At 62.9% G+C, this 25222-nt stretch carries 19 protein-coding genes; 12 read left to right on the top strand and 7 right to left on the bottom strand.

Annotated elements, in window-relative coordinates:
* The first annotated feature begins 57 nt into the window (after positions 1-57).
* Together ACEN8U_RS01885 and ACEN8U_RS01880 are read left to right on the top strand one after the other, a co-directional pair.
* Complete coding sequence (locus ACEN8U_RS01885; RefSeq protein ID WP_310111272.1) at positions 58-1440, top strand: MFS transporter; 1383 nt, start codon at positions 58-60, stop codon at positions 1438-1440.
* A 361-nt stretch (positions 1441-1801) separates the two neighbouring features.
* Entirely contained in the window at positions 1802-3403 is a 1602-nt protein-coding gene (locus ACEN8U_RS01880; protein WP_013591316.1) for a peptide chain release factor 3, read from the top strand.
* 155 nt (positions 3404-3558) lie between these two features.
* On the opposite strand, the gene ACEN8U_RS01875 is transcribed toward ACEN8U_RS01880, so the two are convergent.
* Complete coding sequence (locus ACEN8U_RS01875) at positions 3559-4428, bottom strand: LysR family transcriptional regulator (protein WP_310111275.1); 870 nt, start codon at positions 4426-4428, stop codon at positions 3559-3561.
* 260 nt (positions 4429-4688) lie between these two features.
* On the opposite strand from ACEN8U_RS01875, the gene ACEN8U_RS01870 reads away from it, so the two are divergent.
* The 3 genes from ACEN8U_RS01870 (at position 4689) to ACEN8U_RS01860 (ending at position 11091) form a co-directional block, all read left to right on the top strand.
* Positions 4689-7115 (top strand): GNAT family N-acetyltransferase, encoded by a 2427-nt coding sequence (locus tag ACEN8U_RS01870; protein ID WP_310111278.1) that lies wholly within the window; start codon positions 4689-4691, stop codon positions 7113-7115.
* Positions 7116-7343: 228 nt separating this feature from the next.
* Positions 7344-9248, top strand: a complete 1905-nt coding sequence (locus tag ACEN8U_RS01865; protein ID WP_310111280.1) for a filamentous hemagglutinin N-terminal domain-containing protein — start codon at positions 7344-7346, stop codon at positions 9246-9248.
* A 118-nt stretch (positions 9249-9366) separates the two neighbouring features.
* Positions 9367-11091, top strand: coding sequence for a ShlB/FhaC/HecB family hemolysin secretion/activation protein (locus ACEN8U_RS01860; protein WP_413657205.1), 1725 nt, complete (start codon positions 9367-9369; stop codon positions 11089-11091).
* Between the two features lie 260 nt (positions 11092-11351).
* On the opposite strand, the gene ACEN8U_RS01855 is transcribed toward ACEN8U_RS01860, so the two are convergent.
* The 3 genes from ACEN8U_RS01855 to ACEN8U_RS01845 form a co-directional block, all read right to left on the bottom strand.
* Positions 11352-13199 carry a hypothetical protein gene (locus ACEN8U_RS01855; protein ID WP_310111283.1) on the bottom strand — a complete coding sequence of 616 codons (1848 nt, stop codon included), beginning with the start codon at positions 13197-13199 and terminating at the stop codon, positions 11352-11354.
* Positions 13200-13810: 611 nt separating this feature from the next.
* Positions 13811-14356 (bottom strand): hypothetical protein, encoded by a 546-nt coding sequence (locus ACEN8U_RS01850; RefSeq protein WP_310111285.1) that lies wholly within the window; start codon positions 14354-14356, stop codon positions 13811-13813.
* Between the two features lie 94 nt (positions 14357-14450).
* Positions 14451-15239 carry an IclR family transcriptional regulator gene (locus tag ACEN8U_RS01845; RefSeq protein ID WP_028361681.1) on the bottom strand — a complete coding sequence of 263 codons (789 nt, stop codon included), beginning with the start codon at positions 15237-15239 and terminating at the stop codon, positions 14451-14453.
* Between the two features lie 232 nt (positions 15240-15471).
* Here ACEN8U_RS01845 and ACEN8U_RS01840 point away from each other — a divergent pair, with 232 nt between their 5' ends.
* The 6 genes from ACEN8U_RS01840 to ACEN8U_RS01815 all read left to right on the top strand — a co-directional run bounded on the left by ACEN8U_RS01840 (position 15472) and on the right by ACEN8U_RS01815 (position 20817).
* Positions 15472-15798, top strand: a complete 327-nt coding sequence (locus ACEN8U_RS01840; RefSeq protein ID WP_310111287.1) for a UxaA family hydrolase — start codon at positions 15472-15474, stop codon at positions 15796-15798.
* A gap of 42 nt (positions 15799-15840) precedes the next feature.
* Entirely contained in the window at positions 15841-17154 is a 1314-nt protein-coding gene (locus ACEN8U_RS01835) for a UxaA family hydrolase (protein WP_310111288.1), read from the top strand.
* A gap of 51 nt (positions 17155-17205) precedes the next feature.
* Positions 17206-18246, top strand: coding sequence for an aldo/keto reductase (locus tag ACEN8U_RS01830; RefSeq protein ID WP_310111289.1), 1041 nt, complete (start codon positions 17206-17208; stop codon positions 18244-18246).
* Between the two features lie 7 nt (positions 18247-18253).
* Positions 18254-19084, top strand: a complete 831-nt coding sequence (locus tag ACEN8U_RS01825) for an amidohydrolase family protein (protein WP_310111291.1) — start codon at positions 18254-18256, stop codon at positions 19082-19084.
* Positions 19085-19140: 56 nt separating this feature from the next.
* Positions 19141-19884, top strand: a complete 744-nt coding sequence (locus tag ACEN8U_RS01820; RefSeq protein ID WP_310111293.1) for an SDR family oxidoreductase — start codon at positions 19141-19143, stop codon at positions 19882-19884.
* An 84-nt stretch (positions 19885-19968) separates the two neighbouring features.
* Positions 19969-20817, top strand: coding sequence for an ureidoglycolate lyase (locus ACEN8U_RS01815; RefSeq protein WP_014972701.1), 849 nt, complete (start codon positions 19969-19971; stop codon positions 20815-20817).
* Positions 20818-20863: 46 nt separating this feature from the next.
* On the opposite strand, the gene ACEN8U_RS01810 is transcribed toward ACEN8U_RS01815, so the two are convergent.
* Positions 20864-21298, bottom strand: a complete 435-nt coding sequence (locus ACEN8U_RS01810) for a PaaI family thioesterase (RefSeq protein ID WP_013591327.1) — start codon at positions 21296-21298, stop codon at positions 20864-20866.
* 290 nt (positions 21299-21588) lie between these two features.
* On the opposite strand from ACEN8U_RS01810, the gene ACEN8U_RS01805 reads away from it, so the two are divergent.
* On the top strand, positions 21589-23211 hold the full coding sequence (locus ACEN8U_RS01805) for a methyl-accepting chemotaxis protein (protein ID WP_310111295.1): 1623 nt from the start codon (positions 21589-21591) through the stop codon (positions 23209-23211).
* 121 nt (positions 23212-23332) lie between these two features.
* Here the strand turns inward: ACEN8U_RS01805 and ACEN8U_RS01800 are convergent, their stop codons facing one another.
* Positions 23333-23536, bottom strand: coding sequence for a cold-shock protein (locus tag ACEN8U_RS01800; RefSeq protein WP_006047528.1), 204 nt, complete (start codon positions 23534-23536; stop codon positions 23333-23335).
* Between the two features lie 239 nt (positions 23537-23775).
* Positions 23776-24885 carry an AGE family epimerase/isomerase gene (locus ACEN8U_RS01795; protein WP_310111297.1) on the bottom strand — a complete coding sequence of 370 codons (1110 nt, stop codon included), beginning with the start codon at positions 24883-24885 and terminating at the stop codon, positions 23776-23778.
* Positions 24886-25222: the final 337 nt, after the last annotated feature.

The following is a 25222-nucleotide window of genomic DNA, read 5'->3' as shown; positions in this document are numbered from 1 at the left end:
AAGCTGCCGCGCTGCCGCAGCGTCGTCCCTCCGAACAAGACAAACACAGGAGACACCATGAACAATCAGGATATCCAGGCAACGCATCTCGGACTCGCGCCCGCGTTCCCGGCGGCGGCGTCGCCCGCAAGGCAGCCCGTTTCCATCGACGACGTGCCGCTGAACGCATTCCACGTCAAGATTGCCGGCCTCACGTTCGGCGCCCATTTCACCGAAGGCTTCGCGCTCGGCACCATCGGCTATGCGCTCGCGGCGATGAACCGGCAGATGCCGCTCGACGCGTTCTGGATGGGCATGATCGGCAGTTCCGCGCTGATGGGCATTTTCGTCGGCAGCCTGGTGTTCGGCTGGCTGTCGGACCGGCTTGGCCGGCAGAAAATTTTTCTGATGAGCTTTCTCATCATCACGGTGGCTGCCTTTGCGCAGTTCTATGTGCGCTCCCCAGTCGAGCTGTGTCTGCTGCGCGTGTTGATCGGCTTCGGCATGGGCGGCGACTTTGCGGTGGGCCACGCGATTCTCGCGGAATTCTCGCCGCGCAAGCATCGTGGCACATTGCTCGGCTCGTTCAGCGTCATCTGGACGATTGGCTACGTGGTCGCGAATGTGCTCGGCATGCATTACGCCGACGCGTCGCCGGATGCATGGCGCTGGCTGCTCGCCTCGGCGGGCATTCCGGCTGTGATCGTGCTGGTCGCGCGCGTGGGCACGCCGGAGTCGCCGCGCTGGCTGCTCGGCAAGGGGCGGATCGCCGAGGCGAAGTCGGTCGTCCTCAGGCACTTCGGCGAAAACGTCACGCTTGACGGCGGCCATGACGAACACGCGCAGACAGCGAGCGGGTTCATGCGTCTCTTCGAAAAAGACCTGATTCGCCGGACGGTGTTCAACTGCGCGTTCTTCGTGTGCCTCGTCATTCCGTATTTCGCGATTTACACGTTCCTGCCGACCATCCTGAAAGCGATTCACCTGAACAACGACTCCGGCGCGGATCTGCTGCTGAACGGTTTTCTGGTGCTGGGCGCGCTGATCGGCATCTGGCTCACCATCAAGCTGTCGCGGCGCGCCTTTCTGATCGGCTCGTTTGCTGTGACCTGCGTGTCGCTGATTGCATTGAGCGCGCTGCCCGAGTCGGCCACGCTCGCCATGATCGTCGCGTTCGGCGTTTTCACGCTGACCATGTCGGCATTCTCGAACCTGGTCGGCGTGTTCCCGCCCGAATGCTTTCCCACCGAAGTTCGCGCGTGCGGCGTCGGCCTCGCCATTGCATGCAGCCGCCTCGGCTCGGCGGTGGGCACGTTCCTGCTGCCGCTCGGCATTGCCGGCTTTGGGTTCCACGTCACGATGATCGTGCTGGCGGCCGTGCTGCTGGTCGGCATGATTGTTTCGATTGCCTGGGCGCCTGAAACCAAACATTTGACGCTCAATGAGGCGAGCGGCGGCTGACAGGTCCGGCGGCGCGCGCTGACGCTTGCCCGCGCCGACCGGGCCCGAAGCCGTGCGCGCCGCGTGAATCGCGCTTCGCGGGCGCCTTGTCCGCCCCCAGCCGCCCGCCCCGTCGCGGGCGGCTTTCCCACGTCCGCCGTCGCGGCGTGTATCATTCGTTCCCTGCGCTGTTCTGCGCTGGCGATTATCCGTATTGTCGAACGTTCGTTCCCGACCTGTTTTCCGACGCGGCCCGGTTGCCATAGTGATGCGGGTTCCCGACCCGACTCGCGCAGCTCGACGCCGCCGCGCCACGCGCGGCAGACCGGAGGCCACCCGCTTCCGGAGACCGCCGAACCCCTATCTGTGACCGCCCGACCCGATGTCAGTCTCCGAACTCAAACGCCGCCGCACTTTCGCGGTCATTTCCCACCCGGACGCGGGTAAAACCACGCTGACCGAAAAGCTGCTGCTGTTTTCGGGCGCGATTCAGATCGCCGGCACCGTGAAGGGCCGCAAGAGCAATCGCTACGCGACGTCCGACTGGATGGAAATCGAGAAGCAGCGCGGCATTTCGGTGGCGAGCTCGGTGATGCAGTTCGAGTACGGCGACGCGGTCATCAATCTGCTCGACACGCCGGGCCACGAAGACTTCTCCGAGGACACGTACCGCGTGTTGACCGCGGTCGACGCCGCCGTGATGGTGATCGACGGCGCGAACGGTGTCGAAGCGCAAACGCTCAAGCTGCTTGAAGTGTGCCGCAGCCGCAAGACGCCCATCGTCACGTTCATCAACAAGCTCGACCGGGAAGTGCGCGAACCGCTCGAACTGCTCGACGAGATCGAGCAGCATCTGGGCGTCGCGGCCGTGCCGTTCACGTGGCCCATTGGCATGGGCAAGGAATTCCAGGGCGTCTACGACATCCAGCGCGATCAGGTTCGCGTCTTCCGCGCCGGCCAGGACACGGCGGGCGGCGCGGTAGAAACGCTGCAGGCCTTGAGCGATGAGGAAGGCGAGCGCCGCTTCGGCCATAGCTGGGTTCGCGCGAAGGAAGAAATCGACCTGATTACGGGTGCTACGCCGGACTTCGACCGCGAGCAGTTTCTTGCCGGCCAGCAGTCGCCGGTGCTGTTCGGTTCGGCGATCAACAATTTCGGCGTGAAGGAAATTCTCGACGCGCTGGTCGACCTGGCGCCGCCGCCGTCCATGCGCATGACGGTGCAGCGTCCGGTGATGCCTGACGAGCCGAAGTTCACCGGCGTCGTGTTCAAGGTCCAGGCGAACATGGATCTGGCCCACCGCGACCGCGTGGCGTTCATTCGGGTCTGCTCGGGGCGTTTCGAGCGCGGCATGGCCGTCAAGGTGACGCGTTCCAACAAGACGTTCCGCGCGAACAACGTGGTGACGTTCCTGTCGCAGCGGCGCGAGACGGTGAGCGAGGCGTATCCCGGCGACATCATCGGTATTCCGAATCACGGCACGCTGAGTCTCGGCGATACGTTGACGGAAGGCGAAGCGCTTCAGTTCGTCGGGCTGCCGTTCTTTGCGCCGGAAATTTTCCAGACGGTCGAAGTGGTCGATCCGATGCGCGCGAAGCAACTCGGCGAGGCGCTGAAGCAACTCGGCGAAGAAGGCGCGATTCAGGTGTTCCGTCCCGAAGTGGGCGGGTTGATGATTCTCGGCGCCGTCGGCCAACTGCAGTTCGAAGTGGTGTCGCACCGGTTGTCGACGGAATACAAGGTCGACGTGCGCATGGCGCCCGCGCGCTACCGCATGTCCCGCTGGGTCACGTGCGACGACCCGGCCGAACTGCGCCGCTTCACCGATTCATACGCCGCGCGCATTGCGCTCGACGCATCGGACGCGCCGACCTACCTCGCTTCGCATGTGTCGGAGATCGAGGTCGCGCAAAAGGCGTGGCCGAAAATCGTGTTCAACGAGTTGCGCGAGCATTCCGGCGCGCCGTTCAAGAAGGCGATGTAAGCGGCGCAAGGCCGGAGTCCGCAGGCGCTCTTATGCGTGCGGAGCGGCATGTCCGACAAAGCAAAGCCGCGTGTTGCAGCCGTGCAGCACGCGGCTTTTTTATTGCGGGTTGATCCGGCGACACACACGGCGAGCGCATGACGGGCGGCGCGCCGTCAGCCCATCTTCATGACCGCTTCGCGCAGCCAGCCGGCGAACGCCTGCACATATTCGAGCCCCGCGTGCTGCGACGCGACGTCGAGCCAGTAGCCGAACGGGCCGGCCACTTCCACCTCCGAGAACTGCGCGAGACTGCCGTCCGCCAGTTCCTCGACGATCATGTTTCTGTCGACGATAGCGAGGCCTGCGCCCTTGCGCGCCGCGCGAATCGCCTGTTCGAGCGTCGAAAATTCGATGCCGTTTTCCGCGTAGCGCGCGGGCATTCCGGCTGTCGCCAGCCAGTTGGGCCACAGGTCGAGCCTCGTGTCGTTGTGCAGCACGTGCAGCGCCGGCATGTGTTCGAGGAGCCTGTCGAGCGGCTCGCCGAGCAACATGGGCGCGCCGACCAGCACGTGGCGCTCGGTCATCAGCAATTCGGAATGCGCGTCGGGCAGCGCGTGACGGCCAAAGCGGATGTCGCAATGGCAGTCCGCGGTCGGCTCGGTGCGGATCGACAATTCGACGTCCGGCATTTCGTCGGCAAGCGATCCGAGCCGCGGCGAGAACCACTGCGTTGCGAAGGTGGGCGGCACGGCGACCACCAGGCGCCGCCGGCCTTTGGCGGCGGTGATCTGACGGAAGCCGCGCTCGATGGTGTCGAACGCGTCGGACAGACAAGGCAGCAACTGGAGGCCGGCCGGCGTCAGGCGAATGCCTTTGTGATCGCGCTCGAAAAGCTTCGCGCCGAGCGATTCCTCGAGCAGCTTGATCTGCCGGCTGACGGCGCCCTGCGTCACGCACAGCGCGCTCGCCGCGCGGTTGAAGCTCATGTGGCGCGCGGTTTCCTCGAAAAAACGCAACGCGATGAGCGATGGCAAGCGTCGCATACCTCACCTTCTGTCTCTTGATCATCCGCAACGGTGCGGCCGACGTCGGCGCGCGGAGCGCCTGCAATTGTCGCACTGAAGCGCGCTATTTTGCCTGCGCGCGCTAAAAAAATCCCGATGCACGGTCGCGCGAATCCACCGCCGGTTGATCGGCGCCATCAGCGCGCTCTGGAAGCGCCGCGCGATCCCGTCAGTTCGCCTATCCTGACGAAGACGCGCACTCACGCCGGAGCGGCGCGCCCTTTCACTGCGGAGTGCCTGTGACCGTTCGCAATCTCGACGCGTTGTTCCGACCGAAGTCCGTCGCCGTGATCGGTGCTTCCGAGCGGCCTGGCAGCACCGGCGCGATGGTGTGGGCGCGCGTGCTGGAAGGCGGCTTCGACGGGCCGCTGTGGCCTGTGAACCCGAAATACGACACGCTGGGCGGCCACGCGGTGATCCATGATGCCGGCGACTTGCCGCAAGCGCCCACGGTCGCGCTGATCTGCACGCCACCCGCGAGCTGGCCGTCGATCATTCACAAGCTGGGCGGACTGGGGACGCGCGCGGCGGTCATCGTCGGCGAGGTGCGCTCGGACGACGACCGGCTCGCGTTGCGGCATGCGCTCTCCGCGGCGCGGCCGAATCTGTTGCGGATCGTCGGGCCGGGCAGTCTGGGCGTGGTCTCGCCGACGCTGCGCGCGCATCTCGGCGCGCCGTCGTGCACGGTGAAGGCGGGCGGCGTCGCGTGGGTGTCGCAGTCGAACGCGTTGACGAATGCAGTGCTCGGCTGGGCGCATGCGCGCGGCCTGGGCTTCTCGCACGCGGTCGCATTGGGCGACGAGGCCGACGTCGACGCGGGCGACGTGCTCGACTATCTGGCGAGCGACCCCGGCACGCGGGCGATTCTGCTCGAACTCGACAGCGTGCGGGCGGCGCGCAAGTTCATGTCGGCGGCTCGCGCGGCGGCGCGCAACAAGCCGGTGCTCGCGCTGCGCTCGGGCCGCGCCGATCCCGCGGACGCGCTCTACACCGCCGCATTCCGCCGCGCCGGCATGGTGCGCGTGGATGCGCTCGACGACCTGCTCGACGAAATCGAGACGCTTGGCGTGGGCCGCGTCGCGGCGGGTGCGACGGCGACGCTGATTACGAGCGACCGCGGCCTCGCGACGCTCGCGTGCGACGCCTTCGCCGCCGCCGGCGGAACGCTCGCGCCGTGGCCGGACGAGGCATCCGGGGCGTTGCGGCAAGCTCTGCCGCACGCGGTGGGCGGCAATCCGCTGCGACTCGGCGACGACGCGCGTCCCGAGCATTTCGGCACGGCGCTGAAACTGCTCGCCGAGCATCGCGGCACCGGCACGGCTTTCGTCGTGCATGCGTCGACACACGGCGCGCCGGTCGGCGAGGTCGCGCAGGCGCTGATCGCGAATCAGCGGTTCGCGTATCGCGGTCTGCTCGCGTGTTTCTTCGGCGGCGTGGATGCTGCGACACGCGACGCACTGCATGCGCAAGGCATTCCGGTTCACACTACGCCGCAGCGGCTCGCCCGCGCGTTTGCGCGTCTCGTCGATTACCGGATGGGGCGCGAATTGCTGATGCAAACGCCGGAAGGTCTGCCGGCTGACGTGCCCGACGCAATCGACGCCGCACAGGCGCAGGCGCGCGCGGCGCTCGCGGCAGGTGAGCGCCAACTAACCGGGGAAGCCGCAGCACGCCTGCTTGAGCGCTTCGGCCTTGAAATCGAAGCGGCGCGTGCCGATACGGATTCGGAGGCTAAGGAGCCTCAGCGAGAAGCCAGCGATTGCGCCGACAGCAATGCGGAGTCGCTGCGCAAGCCCGTGGTGGACATTGCCGTCGAGCTTCATGACGACGACAACTTCGGCCCGGTATTCCGCTTCACGGCGCCTTCCGCTGACGGCGTTTCGGAGCCGCTGCGCATCTACGGTTTGCCGCCGCTCAATCCGACGCTCGCGCGCGACATCGTCACGCGTTCGCCCTATGCGCGGCTCGTCGCGCCGGGGCCGGCGCTGGCGGCGTTGACGGCGCTCTCGCAAGCCGTCTGCGACGTGGGCGAGATTGTCGGCCTGACGCTCACGCTGCGCGTGTACCGCGATCACGTGACGATAGTCGATCCCACGCTCGCTATCGCGCCAACGCGCAGCCGTCTTGCGATTGTGCCGTATCCGCGCTGCTTCGAGGAGACGCTCGACTGGCAAGGTCTGCGCGTGACGGTGCGGCCGATCCGCCCGGAAGACGAGGCGGCGCACCACGATTTCGTCGAAGCGATGACGCCCGAAGATTTGCGGCTGAGGTTTTTTGGGGCCGTGGGCACCTTCGACCACTCACAGCTCGCGCGCATGACGCAGATTGACTATGACCGCGAAATGGCGCTGATCGCGACCGTGCAGACGGACGAGGGCGTGTCGCGCACGCTCGGCGTGGTGCGCGCCGTCGCAGACCCCGATAACGAGACGGCGGAATTTGCTGTGGCCGTCCGTTCGGACCAGAAAGGCCGGCGGCTCGGGCGCCTGCTGACGGACCGCATCATCCGCTATGCGAGGACGCGCGGCACGCACTGGCTTGTCGGCGAGGCGCTGCGTGAGAACACCGCGATGATCGCACTGGCCCGAGCGAGCGGCTTCACGATGACGCCGACGGAAGATCCGGGCGTGGTGGGATTCCGGATGGCTTTGGATGAAGGCGTGTGAGCGCGCCTGACGACGGAGGGATTCTTGACTTACCGCTTCAGGGTCGGACAGACAGCTGCGCGCTGACAAAACCGCCAAATGTTCGGACGTTTCTTCAAGGCTTCCCGACGGAAGCTTGAATAGAATATTACGGCTGAATTGGGTTTCCTTTCGATTTGTCGCTGTGCGTGTGCCATGTGTTTCCTGTTTGCACGCTATTTTTATTTAGCTGTCTTAACGGATTGACGAATGACTAAGAATTTTTCTCCTGATACAAGCGGGCGTTTCGCCGCGCCGAATTATCGTCTGGCGCTTCTGCCCGCCCTGTTGATGGCAGTCGTGGGCAGCGCCTCTGCCGTGGATGGCGGTGTCATAGCTGCGGGCACAGGTGCGATCAAAACGCAAGGCAAAGCGACCACGATTTCGCAGTCGAGCGACAAGATGATCGTGAACTGGAAGGACTTCAATATCGGCAAAGACCAGTCGGTCGCTGTGAATCAGCCCGGCGCGACGTCGGCGGTGCTCAACCGTGTCACTACGGCGAATGCTACTCAGATCGACGGCACGCTCAAGGCCAATGGTCGCGTGTTTGTGGTGAATCCGGCTGGGGTTGTCTTCGGCAAGAACGCGAAGGTAGATGTGGGGAGTCTGGTGGTGTCGGCGCTGAACGTGCACGATCAGGAGTTCATGGACGGTGGGCAGCCGTATGGAGGCAACTATCGGAGCCTCAATCTGTATCCCGGCCAGGCAGAGGCGAAAGTCATGAACAACGGCAAACTTGTTGCGCGGGAGTCGGTCAGTCTCGTAGGCCCGCACGTCATCAATTCAGGAGTGATCCAGGCGAAGGATGTCACGTTGGGCGCGGCGAATGGCGCCGCCCTCGTGATGAACGATTCGAGCCTGCGACTTCTGCTTGGCAAACAGGCGCAACACGCGTTAGTAGCGAATCACGGTTCCATTACCGCAAATGGTGGCGATGTCACCTTATCAACGTCCGCCACGGGGGCCATTATTGGGACCGTTATTCAGAACACGGGCCGTATTGAGGCAACAAGTGCATCTGTGAAAGAAGGCGGCGCGATCCGACTATCTTCCATGGACGGCGGCAAGATCAGCGTAGGCGGCCGTTTGTCGGGCGACAACGCAGTGGTCATCAGTTCGGAAGGACAAAGCGGAATCCTGTCTCCAAGCGGTACGTTGCTTGACCCGGCCATTGCCCGCGCACGCGTTTATTCCGCGCCTTCTACACACGACGTGGCGATTGAGTCCGGCGCAAAGCTGGCGTCAAAGGGATCGGTGGAGATCAGATCCTACGGCGGCAAAGTCGACGTGAACGGTCTTATTAATGCGGGGGCCGATGTGAAAATCGATTCCACTGTTCTGACATACGGCGACCTGGGTCCCGAAACGACTGACGGCATGATTACGACAAACGGGCGGATCAACGCTCAGTCCGTGCAGTTGACGAGCAACAGCATCAACATCAATGCGCCGATTAATGCCGCGAACGGAGTCGGGGCAACGACATACACAGGCGATATCAATCAACGCGCCAACGTGACGGCGACCACAGGTTCAGTCAATCTGGTTTCCGGTGCCAATCTGGTCCAGAGCGATGGTGTCAAGACATCGGCTGGCGCAGGCGTTGTCTTGAGGTCTCAATTGATGTCGCCAGTGTTTTCTGTGCGGACTCCGGCCGGCTCGATCCGCGTCGCAAATGTGGAAGCCAAGCGCATTACCGTCGATGGTGGTGACGTCACGTTGGCGGGGAATCTGAAGGCCGACGGCGACATCGCGGTCAAGTCGAGCCTCTATTCCCCGCCGTGCCCCGCCGACATGGGCTGCATCGCGGTCATGCGCGGCGGCGATCTCCTGCAAAGTGGCAACGTGATCAGCCGCACTGGCGACGTTACGCTGAACGCTCACGGTTCCCTCTCACAAAGTGCCCTGTCGCGAACCACGGCGGGCAACAACGTCACGCTGAGTGCCAAAAACGTTACGACGGGCATCGTGCAAGCCGGGAACCGGATCACCGTCCGTGCGAATGATGCCCGCCTCGGCGGAAAGCTGACCGCGCAAGAGATCGACTTGCCGGCCACCACAACGAACACGGAAGGCAATATCCGCATCTTGCCGAAGTCCGCCAACCTTTAAGCTTAAAAGTTGGCGCAATCGCGTAGTAAAAATGTAGAACCCGTCGACGTGACGATGTTGATGTCGTCACGTCTCTCACTGCAAAAGCTTTTAGCAATACGTTTCTCATCTACTGTCTTTGAAAATCGCTGTTCAATCGCGGCCGCTGCGCCGCAAGTTTAGCCCCGCGTGGCTGCCATTAATCGGCGTGACGACCTGGCACGCGTCCACTCATGCATATGAGCCCACTAGTACGGGCTCGCTTCTTCGGCAGAACCCCGAACTGACGCGAGGAGCCGATCCCGGCCTGGATCGGCCTATGTCAGGGGAACCGGCCGCTCCGCCTGAAGCCGCGTCCCGCGAGAGCCAACTTTCGTTCACGGTCAACGCTTTTGATTTCGCGGGAGCGTTATCGGACGAGGAGCAACAGCGCGTCGACGCATTCCTCACGCCCTGGCGTGGGCGCAGCGTGACGATCGCACAGTTGCATGCATTGCGCGACGCACTGACTGCCGTGCTGTACCACGGCGGTGATTCACTTGTTCGTGTGATCCTTCCGCCGCAAACAGTGACGGACGGTGTCGTGCGCTTGGACATCGTGCGCGGCCACATCGAGTCGATCCATATTGACAATACCTCGGACGTGGCGACTGAGCGGCTTAGAGAGATTCTGCAAACGTCGCGCGATGGGCCGCCGTCGCTGCGAGAAATACAGCGCAACGCGCGTCTGGCTGAAGAAGTGCCGGGCGTCGATTCTGCGACTCCCACCTTGTCGGCCGGAAGCGAGCCGGGCGGCACGATGGTCACCGTCGACGTCACGCCGGGCGATCGCTTCTACGGCGCCGCGGTGATGGATAACGCGGGTTCCAGGCAGGCGGGGTGGCGCAGATTCGGCGTCACAGGCGGCGTCAACAATATGCTGGGGCTGGGCGATCAGTTTCAGGCCACGGCCTATCTGACACCTCGCTTCATGCAGACCAAAACCGGCGAAGACGGGCGTACGCGCCTCGGGCGCATTTCGTACGACATGCTGACGGGTTCTGGTGCGAGCCGAGCCGGTATTGCGTACTCGCATGTGGACTACGCGCTCGGGGGGGCGTTCGCGGGTTTAGGCACGGGCTCGGCCAATGTGGTCAGCGTGTATGGCGTGCGCCCCGTGATTCGCTCGGGCACTGTCAGTCTTGACGTGGGCGCCAATCTCAACTTCAAACGGTCTAGCGACGAAAAGTTCAATGACATCCTTCGCACCGGCGAGCGCAGTGTCGTGGCTTCGTTGCGCGCCGAGGGCACCCTGCTGGGTTCGATCGGCGAGCGTCGAAACCTCGTCCAATACAGCGCGACTGTCAGTCGCGGAACGGCCAGGCAAAATGAATCCGACTACTCCGGCAGCGCGGCTACGTTGAACGGGCGAAGATTCGACTTTTACAAGGCAGAGCCGTCGGTCGCTTATGTACAGGCCATCACGCCGACTATTCGTGCGTCCGTTCAGATGCGGGGACAATGGGCGAGCAGGAGTCCCGATAGCTCGGAGCGACTGGGACTCGGCGGTCCATCGGCGGTACGCGCGTATGATCAGAACGCCGCGGCGGTCGACGACGGCATCATTCTTTCCATCGCAGGAAGCAAATCTTTTACCGACCTGCCTGGCGCATCGGTGCAGCTCTTTTACGACGATGCACGAGGGAGAACTCGCGCAGACGGCCCGATACCGGGCGGCAGTGTCAGGCTGCAGGGTTACGGAATCGGTGCGAGCTACAGTGGCAAGCGCGTGGCCGCACAGCTGAGCTATGCGATGCGAGCGGGCCATGCAGTCGCGCACACGGCTCGTCAACAGACCTGGGTCACGGTTTCGACAACGTTTTGAGGCAGTGGGGCGCGGCTGCGATGAGTGGCCGTGTGCATGGGCATCTTCGTTGTGCGGTGACCAATCTAATGCGGAGAATCCGTAGCGGACTCGACAACATATGCCGTAATCGAACGCCAGGTCGTTCAATTTTCCTAAAGACCATGCTCCAGGCAATATGCCGCATGCCGGCGACATTAAAACGCCGTTCAGCCACGAAGGTTGAACGGCGTTGCATGCGTTAAAGACGTCGAGCGCGACGATTGCCGGCGGAAGCGAGGTTAGCGATAGATCACCGCGAAAGGTCGAGTCACGACGTCTTGCCCGAAACCTACGCTCCAGACCGGATAGTTGGAACCGGCCCAGCCGGGGGCGGAAGCTGCCGGTTGGAACCTGTAGCTGTCGAGGCGAATAAACGAGTAATAAGGGATGCCGTCGTCCCAATACTGGCCCATCGTGAAAACCGTTTTTCCGTCTGGCGAGTACACGAATGGGAGCGACCAGTTGTCCGGGATTCCGTCGGTTATCGCTTTGAATGAGTTGGTGCCAGCGTCGTATATCAACGGCGCCATTCCTTGCTTGTTCGTTGCCAGTAGCACCCGGTTATTGTCGAGTACATGCAGGTCGTGAATATCGGCGTCTGCCGGACTAATTGACTGGAGAACGTTGTATTGGCCGGTTTGTGTGTCGAGGCTGGCGATAATTGGAGCAACTTGATTCTCGGTGCTCGGATCGGCGAGGTACAAGGTCTTTTCGTCGGGTGTCAGGCCCACCAACAACGCCCGTGAATGCGTGGTACCCAGGGAGTAGCTGGCAATCTCACTGTGAGCGTTCGTGTCCACCACGGCGATTGACTGCAAGCTACCCGCCCCGGCGTTTTTGACGACATAAAGTCGCTGGCTAGTGGCATTGCGTGGCGCGGCCATTCGTTTAGCACCTGGGATAACGAGGTTCCAGGCGACATTCAGAGTACTCATGTTGTAAGCGCGAAGTCCAGTAGTACCGCCCTGCTGCCATATGACATAGGCGGTCTTGCTGTCACCAGACAATTGCATGTCCACGACTTCCTCGGTGATCGATTTTTGTAGCGTCAGCGTATCGGAGTGTGTATCGATGTAGCCGAGCATTGTGCTGTGGTCCCGCCGGTTGACTAGCGTGTACGCGACCTTGTTGCCGTCTGGCGTAGCCGCGAAATGACGAACCACAAAACCGTCCGCGTTGGGGATGGTCAGGTAGTCCGCGGCGTAGTCGAAGGTCTTGCTGTCCTGAACTACTACGATGGGAGGATCATTGGCCGTAAATACCGAGTAAATCTTGCTCCCCGGTTTTCCGTAATAGGCTTGCACAAGGTTGACGTCGCCCGGGCTCAACACACCAAGCCCCATCCAGTCCGTGTTGCAGTAGTTCATTACGGAGTGGAGATCCCAGGGCCCAAAGACGACGCCGTCACTGCGTTTGGGCTCCTGCTTCACGTCCGGTAGGTTTTTGCACCATTCAGGCGTGTCTGGTCGATCCTGCTCATGCGCGAATGCAAGCAGATGGCCGAATTCGTGGACTGCGATGGTCTTAACGCATGATTCCAGATCGTCCCAATTCCAGCAAAACAACTTCGTCAGACAGTTGCCCGAGTCATCCCTTGTTGCGCATTGAGTTTCGTCCTGCCCAAAGCTCATTCTCAACTGGACGTCGGCCTTGCGTCCGATGCCTGCTTCGCCGACGCTAAGTGTTCGGGGCGCACCGTCCACGAACGCGAGGCGAACACCCAGATAGGTCGACGCGCTGTCGTAGTCCGGACACTGCGTCCAATCGACGAACGTCACGTCCGAGTTCGCGTCCCACGTGCTGGTGATAGCTTCTCTCACCCATTTGCGCTGCGTCTCATTCCATTCGGCGGCATTCTCCCAGCACACGTTGATCCGATGTGAGTTCCAGATCCACGGGGGAACGGGATAACCACCGAGCGCATCGCTCCCGAGTTGAGACGCTTTGAGGAGCCTTGGAGCCTTCGCGGAGGGCAGGGCAGCAGGTGATAACTGTACCTGCACGAACTTCGGCGTATGCAGAGGTGGCTTGCTCGTTTGTGCGTGCGCCGCCGTTTTGACTTCGGCAGACGTGCTCTGAGATGTCACGCTGTCGCCTGCGCCGCAAGCCGCTAGGGATGCCGCGAGGGCAGTAGCCGTCAGCCATCTGACGATGTACTGCGTCAGGCCCCTCGTAGTATTTTTGATCATAAGTATGGTGAGTGGATAAGATTGTTTTTCGGTTCAAGCGCCACCGCATTCCGAACCGACCCATGTGTCCTTGATTTTTCTCATATCCATTCCAAAGGTTTAAGATCGAATCGGAATCCTAATCAATAAGGCTAAAAGCGACTAGGCTGTCGGCGAACGAGTACGAGAAGGTTTGTCAGCCCTCCTGCGACCTACTATCACCTCTGGTAGTTAGTCGTTGGGGATGTGTAAGCGCGGTAACGAGTTTGTAATAGGAGGGGGCGGGTGACAAGAGTTACCCATTCACTACGGATGATTTTGCGCAATGGCGGAAATTTCCGCATTGTGAATGCTCACCCGCGAAGGCTCGACTGACATTTTTCTACTTGTTTTTTGACGTGAGCTGTCAGGCTTAGCAGCAGCGGATTGAACAGGACATTAAGACGCTTCCGTGTCAGACGCGACCCACCCACCTACCTAGAAACGGCATCCTCGCACCACCGCACCGGTGGTGCTGACCTAACACGCATTTACGCAGGCAACCTCGCAGCCGCCTCATCCACTTGCGCACGCGTCACCGCCAGCTCGTCGAGCCACGCATCCGCATACACGGCGCCCGTTTCGCGCTCCAGCCGCGCGATCGTCGCCGCGCAACGATTCGCGTCCTTCGGCGTCGCGATAAACGACTTCACCGACTGCCCCGCCTTGAACGCATCGAACAGCGGCACGCGAATGTCGTCCGGCAGCGGGCGCGCGGTCCATTGATACGGCTTGCCGTTGAAAGTGAACGACGGCGGCAGCACACGTTCCTTCTTGGCCGCAGGAATCAGCCCATAAGTGCGGGCCGCTTCGCCGATCTGCTCAGGCGAAAACAGCTCGTCCGGGCTGATGTCGAATTGCTGGATGAAAGACTCGATGGTCTGCATCGCGGCCGCGCGGTCGTCGCGGCGCTTCTGCGCATGAGCGACGATGTCGCGCAGTTCGTCGGCCTCTTCGGGTGTGATCGTGAAGCTCGACTGCTTCTGCTGGAGTTCGGAAAAACGCTGGAATTCGGAGTCGGTCAGAAGTTTCGCCATGGCTTATCGAGGAGCGCGCACGAATGACTTCACGCGGCGTCGTTTTTGAGAGGGCCGCCATTCTAAACCATCTACGGCTCGCTTCAGATCCGACTCACACAGCCTGCTCGCGAAACATCGACAGTGCCTGGACCGTCTCGCGCAGCAGCGTGGTGGCGGCGGCGAGCGTGGGCGCGACATATTCGTCAATACGCTTGAGATACGGGCACGTGAGCGCCGCGATTGCCTGGCCGGACGGTCCGAGAATCGGGAAAGTGACGTCCGTCACGCCGAACGTCTGCTGACTGTCCTTCTGCGAATAACCCGCCGCGCGAATCCGCTCGCACGCGGCCTCCAGCGCATCGCGGTCTATCGTGACCTCGCCCTTGACTTTGGTGTGCTCGGCGAGCATTTGCGCGCGTTGTTCGACGGTCTGGAACGCGAGCATCACGCGGCCCGAACCTGTGTCGATCAGACCGACCCGTGAGCCGAGCCGCACCGACATGCCCCAGGTGCCGGGCCCGTCCACTTGCGCGATGACGAGCAGATTGCCGCGATCGTAGACGGCCAGGTGACACGACTGTTCCGCGGCATCGGCGAAACGTTGCATCAGCGGCAACGCTTCGGAAATGAGCCGGTTCATCGGCGGATGGCGATGCGCCAGTGCGTACAGCTTCAGGCTCAGCGAATAGCGGTCGCCGCCCTTGGAACGCACCACGTACTGCCGCGCGACCAGACGCTCGAGCATCCGGTACATCTCGCTGGCATTGCGCCCGAGCAGCTTGGTGATCTCGGCGCGCGTCAGCCCTTCTTTCTGCTCCGCCAGCAGCTCGAGGATGTCGAGGCCCTTGTCCAGCGCAGGCGCGCGATAACGGTCGGCATCGTCTTTGTCTTCTGCGTCCATCGTGGGCGGATTCCGTGGGCTGTTCTCAGTAGCTGGCGCTTGAGTGTAAGTGCGGCGCGTGTTTCCGTGCACCCCGAGGCGTCCAGGGAAAACACGGACGCTTGGTGCAGTGCACATTCCTTGACTTCAAAAAGTCCGCATATGAATAATACGTTTATTGATGAATAGGTGCACGCCGCGGCGATGATCAGAACTGAAGCAACGTTAATCAACGGCCTCACGGAGAACTGATTTGACGAGCCGTCCAACGGAAACCGATCCGCGACTGATTCTGCTGAGCCCCGATGACAACTGCCTGATCGCGGCGGCGCGGCTCGACGCCGGCACGCAACTCATGATTGAAGGCGAGCGCGTCACGCTCGCGCGAACCATCGACCTCGGGCACAAGGTGGCACGCCGCGGCCTCGCAAAAGACGACAAGGTGCTGCGCTACGGCGCCGTGATCGGTCACGTGACCGAGGCCGTGCGGCGCGGCGAACATCTGCATACGCACAACCTCGAAAGCGATTACCTGCCGACTTATACGCACGACGCGGGCCATCAATTCGTACATCACTGATTCGCGCATAACGACGCGGACTCGCGTCGCGCGGGAACGATCATGACCGACATAACCGTAGCAAGCGCCCTGACGCAACCGCCGATGCTGCAAGGCTACCTTCGCAGCGACGGCCGCAAGGGCATCCGCAATGTGGTCGCGGTGGCGTATCTCGTCGAGTGCGCGCATCACGTGGCGCGCGAAATCGTTACGCAGTTTCGCGCGCCGCTCGACGCGTTCGACAACGCCATCGCGGCGCATGAGCCGCCCGTCCATCTGATCGGCTTTCCGGGCTGCTATCCGAACGGATACGCGGAGAAAATGCTCGAGCGGCTCACCACGCATCCGAACGTCGGCGCGGTGCTGTTCGTTTCGCTCGGATGCGAGAGCATGAACAAGCACTATCTCGTGGATGTGGTGCGCGCGAGCGGTCGCCCGGTGGAGTTGCTGACCATCCAGGAAAAGGGCGGCACGCGCAGTACGATTCAGTACGGCGTCGACTGGGTGCGCGGCGCGCGCGAGCAACTCGCCGCGCAACCGAAGGTGCCGATGGCGTTGAGCGAACTGGTGGTCGGCACCATTTGCGGCGGCTCCGACGGCACGAGCGGCATTACCGCGAATCCTGCCGTGGGCCGCGCATTCGATCATCTGATCGACGCGGGCGCGACCTGCCTCTTCGAGGAAACCGGCGAGCTGGTGGGCTGCGAGTTCCATATGAAGACGCGCGCGGCACGCCCGGAGCTCGGCGACGCGATCGTCGAGTGTGTCGCAAAGGCGGCGCGTTATTACTCGATTCTCGGTCACGGCAGTTTCGCGGTCGGCAACGCGGACGGCGGCCTCACCACGCAAGAAGAAAAATCGCTCGGCGCGTACGCGAAAAGCGGCGCGTCGCCGATTGCGGGCATCGTCAAACCGGGCGATATTCCGCCCACCGGCGGCCTGTATCTGCTCGACGTCGTGCCCGACGGCGAGCCGCGTTTCGGTTTCCCCAACATTAGCGACAATGCGGAAATCGGCGAGTTGATTGCTTGCGGCGCGCATGTGATTCTGTTCACGACGGGGCGCGGTTCGGTGGTCGGCTCGGCGATCTCGCCCGTCATCAAGGTGTGCGCGAACCCTGCCACGTATCGCAATCTGTCGGGCGACATGGATATTGACGCGGGCCGCATTCTGGAAGGACGCGGCACGCTCGACGAAGTGGGCCGCGAGGTGTTCGAGCAGACGGTCGCGGTGTCGCGAGGCGCGGCGTCGAAATCGGAAATGCTCGGGCACCAGGAGTTCATTCTCACGTACAAGACGTTCGAGCCGGTCGGGCCGGCCTGTCTGCCCTCGAGCGCGGCCGTGCGTCCGCGCGTGGTGCCGCTCGAACAGCACTGAGCGTGGGCTCACACTGTGATAAAAAGAACCTTCTAATTGGAGACGTGGCAAATGACCGCAACGAACGGTTCGAAAGTCCGGCAGCGGCGCCGTGTGGGCCGCGGCGCATTGCACGTGACAGGGTTAAGCCTCGGCACCGCGCCGCTGGGCGGCCTCTATCGCGATCTGTCGGACGAAGAGGCGAACGCGACCGTCGCCGCCGCGTGGGACGCCGGCGTGCGCTACTTCGACACCGCGCCGCATTACGGCAACACGAAGGCGGAGCATCGGCTCGGCAACGCGTTGCGCCACTATCCGCGCGGCGAATACGTGCTGTCGACCAAAGTGGGCCGCCGCTTCGTACCGCGCACCACGCCTTACGAGGGCAAGGAAGGCTGGCAGAATCCGCTGCCTTTCGAAGCGATTTACGACTACACGCACGACGGCATTCTCCGTTCGTTCGAAGACAGCCAGCAGCGGCTCGGCATTATCGACATCGACATTCTGCTGGTGCACGACATTGGCCGCGTCACGCACGGCGACGACAATCCTCACTACTGGCGGCAACTGACTGAAGGCGGCGGTTTCCGCGCGCTCGACGAACTGCGCTCGGCCGGCGCCGTCAAGGCGGTCGGACTGGGCGTTAATGAAGGCGCCGTCATACTCGACGCAATGGCCGAGTTCGATATCGATTGCGCGTTGCTCGCGGGCCGTTATACGCTCCTCGAACAGACGACTCTCGACGACCTCTTGCCGGCATGCGAACAGCGCGGCGTCAGCATTCTGTTGGGCGGCGCGTTCAACTCGGGCATTCTGGCGCGCGGCGTCGCGGGCGATCTGAAATTCAACTACGGCGAGGCGCCGCGCGAAGTGATCGAGCGCGTTGCGCGGCTGGAAACGGTGTGTCGCGACCACGGCGTGCCGCTCGCCGCCGCGGCCTTGCAGTTTCCGTATGCGCATCCGGCGGTCGCCACCGTGCTGACCGGCGCGCGCAGTGCCGACGAATTGCGCGAGAACGCGGCGTCGTTCGAGTTGCCCATCCCCGCGGCCTTGTGGTCCGCGCTGCGCGGGGAGGGCCTGCTCGACGCCCGCGCGCCCGCGCCAGAGGACTGATCTGACGATGCATATCGATGCCCACCAGCACTACTGGGACCCCGCCCGCGGCGATTACGAATGGCTCACGCCGGAACTCAAGATTCTGTATCGGCCGTTCGGCCCGGCGGATCTCACGCCGTTGCGGGAAAGAGCGGGCATCGGCAAGACGGTGGTCGTGCAGGCCGCGCCGACCATCGACGAAACGCGCTATCTGCTGGACATTGCGCGCGATGAGCGGTCCATTGCGGGGGTGGTCGGCTGGGTGCCGCTCCTGCTGCCCACCGCGCCCGCATTAATCGGCGCGCTCGCCGAGGAGCCGAAGTTCAAGGGCGTGCGGCCCATGCTGCAAGACCTGCCCGACGATACCTGGATCGCCAATCCCGATCTCGCGCCGGCCGTCGAGGCGCTGGTCGCGCACGACCTCGCTTTCGACGCGCTGATCTACGCACGGCACGTCGACCATGTGGAAACGTTCGCGCGACGCTTTCCGGCGCTGCGCATCGTGGTCGACCACGGTGCGAAGCCGCCCATCCGCTACGGTCAGGCCGGCTGGCAAACCTGGGCCGACGCAATCGCCCGGCTTGCGGCGCTGCCCAACGTGCAATGCAAGCTCTCCGGCCTTGCGACGGAAGCCTCGCCGGGCTGGACCGAGGACACGCTGCGGCCCTACGTCGAGCATCTGCTCGCCACGTTCGGTCCGGCGCGCCTCATGTGGGGCAGCGACTGGCCCGTGCTCGAACTCAATGGCGATTATCTGCTGTGGCACTCGGTGGCGAACACGCTGCTTGCTTCGCTTTCCGAGAGCGAGCGCGAAGCGGTTTTTGGCGGCAACGCCGCCGCGTTTTATCGACTGTGACGTAACGAAGACAAACACAACCAGGACAGGTTAAGCCCATTCAACTGGAGCCGTAGATGACGCAAAGACTGGCCGGCAAGACAGCATTGATTACCGCGGCGGGGCAAGGCATCGGCCTCGCGACCGCCGAAGCATTCGCACGCGAGGGCGCGCGCGTGATCGCCACCGACATTCGCATCGACGGGCTCGCCGGCAAGCCGGTCGAGGCGCGCACGCTGGATGTACTGGACGGCGATGCGATCAAGGCGCTGGCCGCCGAGCTCGGCACCATCGACGTGCTGTTCAACTGCGCGGGCTTCGTGCATGCGGGCTCGATCCTCGAATGCAGCGAAGAGGATTGGGATTTTGCGTTCGACCTCAATGCGAAGGCGATGTACCGGATGATCCGCGCGTTCCTGCCCGGCATGCTGGAGCGCGGCGGCGGGTCAATCATCAATATGTCGTCGGCGGCGTCGAGCGTGAAGGGCGTGCCGAACCGCTTTGCTTACAGCGCGTCGAAGGCGGCGGTGATCGGGCTGACAAAGTCGGTTGCCGCGGACTTCATCACGCGTGGTATACGTTGTAATGCGATCTGCCCCGGCACGGTGTCGTCGCCGTCGCTCGAACAGCGGATCGCCGCGCAGGCCGCGGCGCAAGGCGCGACGCTCGAAGCCGTGCAGGCCGCGTTTGTCGCGCGCCAGCCGATGGGCCGTATCGGCAAGCCGGAGGAGATTGCCGCGCTCGCGCTGTATCTCGCATCGGACGAGTCGTCGTTCACAACGGGGCACGCGCATGTGATCGACGGCGGCTGGTCGAACTGAGCATGCACTGAGAACGCGCCCGCATGAGCCGGCGCCGCTTGACGTACCCACCGAACACCACTGAAACCAGAGGAAAGTGCAACGATGAAACTGCTTCGTTACGGGCCGAAAGGCCAGGAAAAGCCGGGCTTGCTCGACGCGCAAGGCAAGATTCGCGATCTGTCCGGCGTGGTCGCCGACATCGACGGCGCGGCGCTGAGCGACGCGGCGCTTGCGAAACTGCGCGCGCTCGACCCGGCGAGCCTGCCGGTCGTGGAAGGTAACCCGCGCATCGGTCCGTGCGTCGGCAAGATCGGCAAGTTCATCTGCATCGGCTTGAATTACGCGGATCACGCGGCGGAATCGAATCTGCCCGTGCCGGCCGAACCGGTCATTTTCAACAAGTGGACGAGCGCGATTTCCGGTCCGAACGACGACGTGGAAATTCCGCGCGGCTCGAAGAAGACCGATTGGGAAGTCGAACTCGGCGTGGTGATCGGCAAGCCGGCCAAGTACATCGACGAGGCGAATGCGCTCGACTATGTCGCCGGCTATTGCGTGATCAACGATGTGTCGGAACGCGAATGGCAGATCGAGCGCGGCGGCCAGTGGGACAAGGGCAAGGGCTTCGACACCTTCGGCCCGATTGGCCCGTGGATGGTCACGCGCGACGAAGTCGCCGATCCGCAGAACCTCGGCCTGTGGCTCGAAGTGGACGGTCACCGCTATCAGAACGGCAACACGAAGACGATGGTGTTCGGCGTCGCCAAGCTGGTTTCGTATGTGTCGCAGTGCATGAGTCTGCAACCGGGCGACGTCATTTCCACCGGCACGCCGCCGGGCGTCGGCATGGGCGTGAAGCCGGATCCGGTGTATCTGAAGCCGGGACAGACTATCCGTCTCGGCATTGAAGGTCTCGGCGAGCAAACGCAGAAGACCTACGCGGCGGAATAAGCCGTCCCGGAGCGGCGTCTGCGGTTCGAGCCGCGGTTCCTGGCGTTCAGCTCGCCGGTTCGTGGTCGCCGTTCTCGCCGATCCGGTTGACCGTGCCTTGCGCGACCGCGACGAGTTTCTCGCGGTTGCCGTCCATCACGAAAATATTGCATTGGCAGGTCGCCTGATGGCGGCCTGCATACACCACTTCCGCCCGCGCGATCAGCGTGCCGTTCACGGCCGGCCGCAGATAGTTGATCTTGTATTCCCCCGTTACGACCTTCGGCCCGAGCGAGAGCGCACCGGCAAAGGTGAGCGCGTTGTCGGCGAGATAGCTGATCACGCCGCCATGCACGAAGCCATGCTGCTGCCGCAGCTCGTCGCGAATCGGCAGGCTGAGTGCGATTTCGCCCGTGCCCGTGTACATCAGCTCGGCGCCTAGCAGCATGCTGAACGGCTGGGCATGCAATGCGCCGCGCGCCCGGTCGAGTAGGTCAGTCATTGTGATTCCTTCAAGGAAGGCCCGCGGTGGCATTGCGCACGAGGGTGCGCTCGTCGGTCCCTACCCACTCTAGAAAGCGCCGACGCACGCCGTCAAGGTGAATCGGAAATATCTGCACGGCATTGTTGCGGCTAATGACGAGAATTCGGATGCTGACCACGTCAATGCGACGCAAATGCGACGTAAGCGCGAGCTAGGAGAATCATTGACGGATTTGACCTTCAGCAAGCCCGCCTGCTGCCGTAAACCCTGACGTAGCTCCCGTTATTCTTTGCCTTCAGGTGTTCACGATGTTCAGCAAGATCAAGGTCGCGTCCGGCCTATTGTGTGTCCTGGCCGCGTTCTGCGTTTTCCAGCTTGTCACGGTCGGTTTGGGTTTCTGGTCACTGACGCGCACCCACGACGACGTCGGCGATCTGTCGAATATCGCGCTCAGGCAAGTGAACGCCGTCAACGAGACAACGCAGCATTTGATGGACGCGCGCATCAACCTGTCGCGCGCCGGTACGCGGATGGTGCGCGGCGGCGCCGAGCCGACGGACATCGTCCAGCACGCCCGCGAGCAGCTTTCGGCGGCCGAGCAGTCGTTCAACGCCTTCGCGAGCGCGCCCAAGACGAGCGACGAAAACAGCGCCCGCGCGGCGGCGCTGGCCGAGCGCTACAAGAAGCTGCACGGCGCGCTCACCGAACTCGCGCAGTTTCTCGACGGGAACAATATCCAAGCCTTTCTCGATCAGCCGACCCAGTCGTTCCAGGACGCCTATCTGACCGAGCTGCACAACTTCACGCAGTTCGGCAACGCGGCGAGCCGGGCGTCGCTGGATTCGATCGACACGCGGATGGCGGCGTTCCGCGTCGTCAGCATTGTGATTCTGCTGGCGCTGGTTGGCGGCACGTTTGCCGTTCATCTTGCGCTGCGCCGCGGCGTGGTCGCGCCGCTGGAAGAAGCCGGCCGCCACTTCGAACGCATCGCGCAGGGGCGCCTGGATCAGCCGATCGCCGCGCGCGGCACCAACGAAATCGGCAGGCTGTTCTTGGGCCTTGCCAGAATGCAGGCAAGCGTCGCGCGCACGGTGCAGACGGTGCGCGAATCCGCCGACTCTATTCACCTTGGCGCCAATGAAATTGCGACCGGCAACGCCGATTTGTCCGCACGCACCGAGAATCAGGCGGCATCGCTCGAAGAAACGGCGTCGAGCATGGAGGAAATCACCGCCACCGTGCGTCAGAATGCCGACCATGCGCGTGAGGCGAATGCGCTCGCGGAGACTGCGCTCGAAGCGACGGCGCGCGGCAGCGAAGTGGTGGACAAGGTCGTCGACAAGATGCGCGGCATCGCGCAAAGCTCCGACAAGATTGCCGAAATCATTTCGGTGATCGACGGCATTGCGTTTCAGACCAACATCCTCGCGCTGAATGCGGCGGTCGAGGCGGCGCGCGCCGGCGAGCAGGGCCGCGGTTTCGCGGTCGTGGCCGGCGAAGTGCGCGGTCTCGCCCAGCGCAGCGCGCAATCGGCGAAGGAAATCAAGACGCTGATCAGCGAGTCGGTGGCCGAGATTCAGGGCGGTTCCGCGCTCGTCGAGCACGCCGGCGAGGCGATGAGCAACGTGTCCGCCTCGATTTCGCGCGTCACGCAGATGATGGCGGAGATCAGCGCGTCGTCGCTCGAGCAGAGCACGGGCATCGAGCAGGTCAACCAGGCCGTGGTCCAGATGGACGGGATGACGCAGCAGAACGCGGCACTCGTCGAAGAGGCGGCGGCAGCGGCGGCTTCTCTGCATCAACAGACGCAGCAGTTGAAGGAGGCCGTGTCCGTCTTCGAAATTTCGGAATCTGTGTTGCGCACACAACAGATGGGCGAAACTCTACCTAAATCGGCGCAATTTGCGTTGTCGCGGATGCGCGCGATTTAAATGGTCTGAGCTTAAAAATCAGGCAGTCGGAAAAAGAAAATGGCCCGCAAAAGCGGGCCATTTTTGTATTCGACGCGAGCGCTTAAGCGAGCGTCAGCCTACCTGAGCGTACCGTGGGTACTTAGGCCGGCGTGATGTTCGCAGCTTGCTTGCCCTTCGGGCCTTGCTTCACTTCGAACGACACCTTCTGGTTTTCCTGCAGGGACTTGAAGCCGCTGCCTTGAACTTCCGAAAAGTGCGCGAACAGGTCTTCGCCGCCGTCGTCCGGCGTGATGAAGCCAAAGCCCTTTGCATCGTTAAACCACTTCACAGTACCTGTTGCCATTTTTGATCCAGTAAATATGTTGTGTATTGCATTCGCGACCGCTATTTCTCAACGCGAGATCGAGCGCGAAGTACGAGTTGTATCACGTCTTTATGACAGACGCCAATCAACCTGTATTGGGGTATTCCCCGGCTTTGGACTTTTTCAGCCCGGCGGGCATCCAAAAAAGACAAACGGAGACTAGGGTTTACCATGGCGCAGCATTTTTAGTCTGGCTTCAGCGCAGGCGTGCTGAGGCGTCAGGCCGGCAATGCGTCGAAGGCGGTGGCGAGGTGGTAAGGCGTGGTGGACGGCATGTCGGCGCGCGCCACGTCGCCGCTTGCAGTCTTGCATTCGAACCAGCCTTGCGGCCTCAGAAAGCGCTGCTGGAACAGTTCAATCTGCCGCGGCAAAACCGCGCGCACGGCGGGTTCGTCATGACTTGCGAGCGCGCGCAGATATTCCGTTTGCGCCCAGATGCGCTGAACCGGGTCCTTGATGTGGCCCGCTTCGTCGAGCGACGCGCAAACGCCGCCCGTGTGCGGATCCACGCCGTGGCGTTGGGCAAAGTCGAACGCGCGCGAGAGGTTTTCCACCAGCCCCGAGCCTTCGAACAGCCCGCCCGCCTGCTTCGCCAGCCAGAACCATTCGAATTGATGGCCGGGCTCGAGGCGATTGTCGGGCGTGCCGACCGGCAATTCGGCGATACAACCCGACGGCGCATGCACGAAGTGACGCGCGACCGCGCCGGCGAGACGCCGCAGCGCGGCGTCGAATGCATTGTCGCGCGTGGCTTCGCGGGCGGCGAGCCACGCTTCCGTCAGATGCATCAACGGGTTCTGGATGGGCGCGGCAGTCACGGTCGCGAAGTCGGCGCTGAGCGCGGCGTTAAAGAGATCGTCGGTGGCGGCAAAGCGCGACTGGATCAGCGCCGACGTGCGATGCACGATGTCGAGCGCGTCGCGATTGCCGGAGCGCCGCCCGTATTCCGCACACGCGAAGACGACGAACGCATGCGTGTACAGGTCTTTCGTCGTGTCGAGCGGAGCGCCTTGCGGGTCCACGCTGTAGAACCAGCCGCCGTGCTCCGTGTCCTGAAAAATGTGCGTGAGCGAATGAAACAGCGTCTGCGCGTGGGCTGCATCGCCGGCTTGCGAGAACACGAATAGTTGACGCGCGCACGCCATGGCCCGATAGCGCTCGACGGGCGCCGGGCGATGGTCTTCCGCGCCGAGCGCCTCATACGGCAAGCTGAGCGCGGCGTTGAAACCCGGCCCGCGCCACATGGGCAGGATGACGCCGTTGAAGTGATGGCGCAGCGCAGCCGCGAGCGCGAACGTTGCTGCGGCCTCAGAGTGGGTGCTGGGCATAGTCAGATTTCAAACGTGGTGATTCAAAGTGCCCGTGAAAGCAAGCGGGCCGGGCTCTGGCGGCAGTGCGGCTCGGCATCGTATCCCACGCGGAATCGGCCTGAGTGCCAGCAGCACGCGGCCTAGCATAAAGCAAACGGATGCCGGCCGGCGCCCAAAAGCGGCGGGGAAAACGCTTCAGATAATTTCAACAGGCCACGCGTCCGGCTAAAACCGAAAATCGTGCCCGAATGGCTTCGGCGGCGGGGGACGCCATGCGACAATGCGGTCTCGAAAAATTCCAATGGCATTTGACGAGCGGTGCCGGCGCCCGCTCCCGGCGACCACCGCTTTCTTC

This window comes from Paraburkholderia phenoliruptrix, from assembly GCF_047325075.1.
In the GTDB taxonomy this organism is placed as follows: domain Bacteria; phylum Pseudomonadota; class Gammaproteobacteria; order Burkholderiales; family Burkholderiaceae; genus Paraburkholderia; species Paraburkholderia phenoliruptrix.
This window is presented reverse-complemented; position numbering and strand designations above follow the sequence as displayed.